Source organism: Corynebacterium sp. MSK122 (assembly GCF_030229435.2).
GTDB lineage: Bacteria > Actinomycetota > Actinomycetes > Mycobacteriales > Mycobacteriaceae > Corynebacterium > Corynebacterium marquesiae.
In genome coordinates, this window is sequence record NZ_JASPHV020000042.1 from 1 (window position 1) to 5,855 (window position 5,855).

General features: G+C 53.5%; 6 protein-coding genes. 1 reads left to right on the forward strand and 5 read right to left on the reverse strand.

Features of this window, described 5'->3' with window-relative positions:
• Positions 1-148 precede the first annotated feature (148 nt).
• Positions 149-370, reverse strand: coding sequence for a hypothetical protein (locus QP934_RS11160; protein WP_419127563.1), 222 nt, complete (start codon positions 368-370; stop codon positions 149-151).
• A gap of 742 nt (positions 371-1,112) precedes the next feature.
• Between QP934_RS11160 and QP934_RS11165 the strand changes: the two genes are divergently transcribed.
• Positions 1,113-1,607, forward strand: a complete 495-nt coding sequence (locus QP934_RS11165; RefSeq protein ID WP_419127564.1) for a helix-turn-helix transcriptional regulator — start codon at positions 1,113-1,115, stop codon at positions 1,605-1,607.
• 195 nt (positions 1,608-1,802) lie between these two features.
• On the opposite strand, the gene QP934_RS11170 is transcribed toward QP934_RS11165, so the two are convergent.
• The 4 genes from QP934_RS11170 to QP934_RS11185 form a co-directional block, all read right to left on the reverse strand.
• Positions 1,803-2,159 carry a hypothetical protein gene (locus QP934_RS11170; protein WP_419127565.1) on the reverse strand — a complete coding sequence of 119 codons (357 nt, stop codon included), beginning with the start codon at positions 2,157-2,159 and terminating at the stop codon, positions 1,803-1,805.
• 12 nt (positions 2,160-2,171) lie between these two features.
• Positions 2,172-2,936 (reverse strand): hypothetical protein, encoded by a 765-nt coding sequence (locus tag QP934_RS11175; protein WP_419127566.1) that lies wholly within the window; start codon positions 2,934-2,936, stop codon positions 2,172-2,174.
• 675 nt (positions 2,937-3,611) lie between these two features.
• Complete coding sequence (locus QP934_RS11180; protein ID WP_419127567.1) at positions 3,612-4,448, reverse strand: hypothetical protein; 837 nt, start codon at positions 4,446-4,448, stop codon at positions 3,612-3,614.
• Positions 4,449-4,795: 347 nt separating this feature from the next.
• Positions 4,796-5,855, reverse strand: a 1,060-nt coding sequence (locus QP934_RS11185) for an AAA family ATPase (protein WP_419127568.1), incomplete at its 5' end; no start/stop codon positions are given.

Here is a 5,855-nt window from a genome sequence, read left to right on the forward strand (position 1 = left end):
GTACCAGGCTCTTCTCCACAACCACGGCACCGCTATACACAGAGTGATGGCCACCACGATGAATGAAATGGCCCAGGGAAGAAAGTCGATGACTCTCTCTTGGAGACCCTCCACGGCTTCGTTCAGAGGCGCTAGGAGTTCTTCACTGCTAGAGGATCTCATGGGTATCCTCCAGCTTCTCTACTCCTGTGGCCTGCAGGAAGATGGCTCCGTCTACCGCGCCAGCCATAAGGCCGGTGAAACGAACTTTGTCTCCGACAGAGACACTTGGACGTTCTGGTGCCCAGACAGTGATCGACTGTCGGCGAATCTCGCGCTCTAAGGCCTCGTCCGCGCCTTCCTCCTCGCTCATGACGAGCGAAACCTGCATTTTCCAAGCGCTGCATCCTGGGAAATAGGAATTTGTTTTAGGCATGTCGCCCTTAGTCTCGGGCTCCGTTGGTACTGTACGTACGCGCACGCCTTCGAGGGTCTGGTAGACAGGCACCAGATATGATGGGATACTGAGATTGAGCATTATTCGCTCGTCTCCTTTCTATATATACAGGGGAATTGAGTCCTCTCGGGTCAGCCGGCAAGCACGCCCGAGGGGACTTTTGCGCTGTGCGCACCCTTGAGACTACGCATACTCCGCCCCCACCCGCAAGGGGGTGGGGATTGACGGGGGGAAAATCAATGTGTCATTCTGGTGTGTTGACCGTACGTCATGACGTACAGCACGGCGTACCATAATTATTGACGCATACGGCATTTATGCAGGTGACCCCCAGGTACTCCTTTGCAGTTGAAAACTGTTTTCTCTGAAGAAAAAGGGAAAATCCGTTGCTAAAAATTTCATCCGTAGTAGCGATGCCACCGCGGCGCGGGGGTAATAGGCCTACGGAGGAAGCCCCCTGCGGTACCTGAAGATGCACCCCTACAGTCTTATCTGCGCAATAGATGTCCGATAACGGGTATTATGTCCGCCTCCCCTATTCCCCCAGCATGGAGCCACACACCACGCCCTACATCCCCACACACCCCGCCGCACCACCTGGTGCACCACCACAGCGCACCACATACAACAGCGTGGTGCGCCTAGTGCACCGCACTACACCGCTACCATTGCACACATGGACGACCACCTCGACCAACTACTTACCATCGCCGAAGCAGCCAAACTCACCGGCGTCGCCAAATCCACCATCACCCGCGCCAGAACCCGCGGAGAATTCCCCCGAGCCCAGCAAAAACAAGACACCTGGTACATCCCCATCGGCGACCTCATCAACAGCGGACGACTCGACACCATCACACACAAAACCCCCGAAGAACCCACCAGTGCAACCAGTACACAAGACCACCAAAATCTAGTGCACGCACTAGAACTAGAAAAACAACGCGCACACTACGCCGAACAACAACTGCACCAGGCCCAACAACTCATCCAAGCCAAACAAGACACCATCGACGCCCTCAAAACAACCATCCACGCACTAGAAACCACCCCACACAAACAACTCACCGACACCCCACACCAAGAAAACACCACCCAAGAAGAAAACCACCCCGAACCTCAAACCAACCACAACCCCCTACAACGCCTCAGCCGCTGGCTCAAAAAATAAAGAGCCCCACAGCCCAGCCCCTCCTACACAAAGAGGCTCCCCCAACAACAGTCGGGGGAGCCTCTACCTAATAAGAATCCACTTGTAAAGACAAATCCTTTAAGTCCTTGCCTCTACCCAGATTCATAACGAGCTCATTAAAGCATCTCTTGCCCTACAGTGAACCTGCCTGTACATAAGACTCGGGCCTAGCGTCTAGCTCTCACTCGATTCAGAGCTTGTCTCTATCCATTGCCTTGCCTGGGGAAAAAGAAGAAACATAACAGCTACCACCGCAGGAAGAATCAAACCACTATAGTCTTCCGAGAGCACAGCAACACCTGCATAAATAAGTGATAGTGCTGTTCCTGAGACTAGAAAACACTGCACCAATTGGTTCTTATTTATTAGATACACCGCTACTAACGCTGTCAGCACCACAAGTGCAAACAGAATAAGATGCAGCGTCTCGTGAGCAACAGAGGCATCTATCCACTTACTAGCGCTGTAGGCGCCGGTAATAGCGGTATATACAACTGCGAAAGCTAACACGAATGCTTTTCGCGACGACATATTAACCTCCCCTTAGGAGCACCCATCTGTGTACGTGCTGGGCTGAACACCAATAACGCCACCACTAAGGCCGATATACCCTACCTTTAGCTGCAAACAACTACCCGATCGCACAGCTCCTGTAGCTTCAACGGTCGCGTCAATAGAGTTCTTTTCCCACCACGCAGCAATAGCTGGACCTGCAGGTGGTGGAACAGCCATCCAGAAGGGGCCTATGGCAGCCAGAGATGCTCCTCCTGCTGCAGCCTTCCGCGTCTCTTCCTTACTGAAATAAATATGGCCGGAGATATTTCCGCCGTTCCACCGAGGATCTGCTGTTACCGGGTATGCGGTCTCTTTGGACGGGAAAATATGCTGCGTTACCGTCTTCCCATTAGTTTCGAAGTGAGTAGGTACTGGTTTACCATCAGCATCGTAGGCCCACGGCGTTGATAGACGAGCAACCGGCTGACCATCTTGCTCCACAAGAAGGAAACCGTCTTTTTCTACAACTGATGAGGAATCGTCCAACCCCAGATCAAACTCATATTCTGTCGGAGAATTCTCATCTTCAAGGGTTATGGTTGCTTGTTGGCCTCCTGCTACGTTATCGATAGATACGTTGTCTTCGTTGGATACAGGAGAAAGGTTCAACGAAGCACTCGTATCCTCAATCGGCGTTAATTGCTCACTTTGATCAACAGTTCGAACCTCAGGAGCAGCATTGGCCGATGGGGAAACCCCAAGCAAAAATGTAAATGCCGTTAACACCGCTCCAGTCTTAAACAGATTCTTCATAAGCGCCTTCCAGCTTCTCTAAACTCCGGACACAGGCGATGTTAATAACTAAAACACCTAAATTCAACAGTTTAATCCAAGGTAATGAAGCGATTTTCTTAACTAAGAGGGATAATTTTTATTTTGCTCGACACGCCCAGACGCGAAAAGACCCTAACTGGCTTCTCAGTCAGCTAGGGTCTTTCCTAGGAAAAAACAAACTAATATGGAGTCTAGCATATAGACTCGCGTGCGCCGAGAGGGAAAAACCGCGCGTGTCCTTCAGTGGATAAATCTAAAGTAACCCCGCCCGACTTAGTGCTAGCCGCAGTCGGGACAGAGCAGGCCGTTAGAGGGCCTCACTACATCTACGCGGATATGGCCGCTAGACACTCCCGCTGACCGTGAGGCTGCGGGGCAAAGGCCCGCCGAGTCTAGGACTGACAACGTCGCCAGGTAATAAACCTCTGAATCTGGCCAAGAGCCGTATCCACACGCCGCCGGGGCGCTGGGGTAATGCACAGCGCCAGGAGTGACCAAGCGACCGACCGACTGACCGACGGAGGACGCCAAGCCCTGCCATTTACACAGTCTAAAAGTACTTTTTAGACTTAGGGCAGGGCGCTCCCTGCGCTCCCTCCCTCCTTCCCTCAAGAGGTGGGGCGGGCTGGTCAGTGGTTAAGCGTCGATTAGTAGTTAAGCTGCGTTTGGCCACTTAATATATTGAGTCCCGCTCTTACTAACTAGCAGTACTTGATGCACACGTCGCATGAGCGCTTGTCGCCGAGACTGCGTTTCCCACGGGTAAAAGCTCCATGGAGCTTCGTTAGAGACCAATACGACCTGGGAGTAGGCGGCGACGCGGTCAGCGTAGCGGGCGGGGAGCATCATAGGCCAGATATCCAGGACGTTGAGGAGAGTGCTAAGCCGCATTTCGCCGTCGAATTCATCGAGAATTAGCACCTCTTCTCCGGAGTATGCATCAAAAGGGTTCTGGTAGTCGGTCACTCGATAATAGCTTGTGCCTCCCATCTCCACAGCGAGGCTGGTTTTCCCTGTTCCGGGTGGCCCGTAGAGCCAGATGACTTCTAGCTGGCGAGGCTTAGTGTGGCGGGATCGATCTCGCGCAGCGACGAGTTTTTCTACCATTGCGGTCATGCGATTGGATTCGGGGACTTGAAGGAAGACTTCGTCGGCAGAAAGCCCTTTTTCAAGGATTGCTTCGCGGACTACTTCGACATCCTTGCGACGCCCCGTTTCGTCACTGTGTCGGATCGTGCCGTGTTCTAGCCTTGGCTCTTCAGAGACGCGGGTTTCTTTTTTGGTGACATAGTTAATGGCCTGCTGTATTGGACCACTGCGAGGCTCCAAATGAGCGGTTGGGAGTCTTCTTTTGAGCGTGGAAAACCTAATAGGGGATTGTCCGCCGTCGATAATTAGCTGCCAGTGGCGGTATCCGTCTTCTTCGCCTTCTTCGAGCTGGCCTAGGTAGTTGTATGAGGCTAGTGCTTCTTCTATCTCCTTTCGACTCATCTTCTCTGCCGATACTGTGGCCATCCATGACCGGGACTGCGTAGTCTTGCTACAACGTTTGCTACGCATTGCTTCACCTGAATACCCTTTCTGAGCTGGTCTGATACGTGCTACAGAGGTGCCGGGGTAACACTAACCGGCACCTTCTTGCTGCCGCGGCGGCATTCGCCGCCTTGCCACTGAGAAATAACCTTTGATGCGCTGTGCCCAGGTAGTGGCCGGCGCCCTATCGGGCGCCTTGTTCTGGGGTCTCCTTTCGCGTCGCCGCGTCCTACGCCGGCGTCCTCCCGCTGGGAGATACGGCTCCGGCCGCTCTGCCGCTACCGAAGACACCCAGAACGGCTTATTTAGGCTCTGGGCATGTAGACCTGGATCATTCGCAGAGGCCTTGTTTCATCGTCGACAACAAGTTGCCCCGGTTTTGCTGAAGTCGGGCTAGGATCGCCCTCGCCTGGGCGTATACCAAGGACCAGCTCAGCATCTTCCGGGCGAGTCACCCGGCCAATCGCTTTCACACCACATAGATCCCGGATGCCTGTTGGGACGACATCAGCGGTCATACGCTGAGTCGTTAGTATGACCAGCACCCCGGCGCTTCGGCCTCTTTGGACGAGGTCGCGTATGAGAGATTCCCGCATCTGCGCAGATTCTTTGTCAGGTTTTCTTCTAGATTCTGGACTAAGCCACCGCTGCGCCTCATCCAGGATTAGAACTAAGAGTTTTGGGCGACTTTTTTCGTCCTCTGTCCAGTAGTCAAGACCGTTGTTAAGGCGTTTTTCCATGCATCTCTGGATCTCGAGTGCCTTGGTGCAGAAGGATTCTGGTCTGTCTCGTTTACCGTCGAAGACGGTGATATCTGCGTAGGAGTGTAGAGCATGTTTAATAGCCTTAAGGGCAAGGGTTTTACCGCTGCCGGGTTTTCCGGCCATGAGCATTCCCGATTTTTCGCGAATTGAGATCTCAGCTGGGGCTCCAGTAGTCGTGTCCACACCGATAACCAGGTCGCCAGAGTTCGGAGAGAACTTCGGCCTTCCTTGTATGGAAGCGGGGATTTCGGCGGGGGTCTTTACTATTGCCAGTCCTTCACTCACGGTCAGTCGAATTGGGGCGTGCAGAAAGCGCGATAGCTCAGCCTCGAGCCCTGGCCGTAGCCATTTGGCGGTTTCGCCTGGAGCGATGCGTATAGACCCGTCCCGTCTGACCTGATTGATGGTCAGGTCGAAGGCCTCTCCTAGCGCCTTGCGTGATGTCTGAACACGCCTAGCCGCTTTATTGCCTCCGTACCAGGCTCTTCTCCACAACCACGGCACCGCTATACACAGAGTGATGGCCACCACGATGAATGAAATGGCCCAGGGAAGAAAGTCGATGACTCTCTCTTGGAGACCCTCCACGGCTTCGTTCAGA

Coding starts and splice junctions, on each gene's coding strand:
- QP934_RS11160 (WP_419127563.1), bottom strand. CDS start 370: ATGCAGGTTTCGCTCGTCATGAGCGAGGAGGAAGGCGCGGACGAGGCC.
- QP934_RS11165 (WP_419127564.1), top strand. CDS start 1,113: ATGGACGACCACCTCGACCAACTACTTACCATCGCCGAAGCAGCCAAA.
- QP934_RS11170 (WP_419127565.1), bottom strand. CDS start 2,159: ATGTCGTCGCGAAAAGCATTCGTGTTAGCTTTCGCAGTTGTATATACC.
- QP934_RS11175 (WP_419127566.1), bottom strand. CDS start 2,936: ATGAAGAATCTGTTTAAGACTGGAGCGGTGTTAACGGCATTTACATTT.
- QP934_RS11180 (WP_419127567.1), bottom strand. CDS start 4,448: ATGAGTCGAAAGGAGATAGAAGAAGCACTAGCCTCATACAACTACCTA.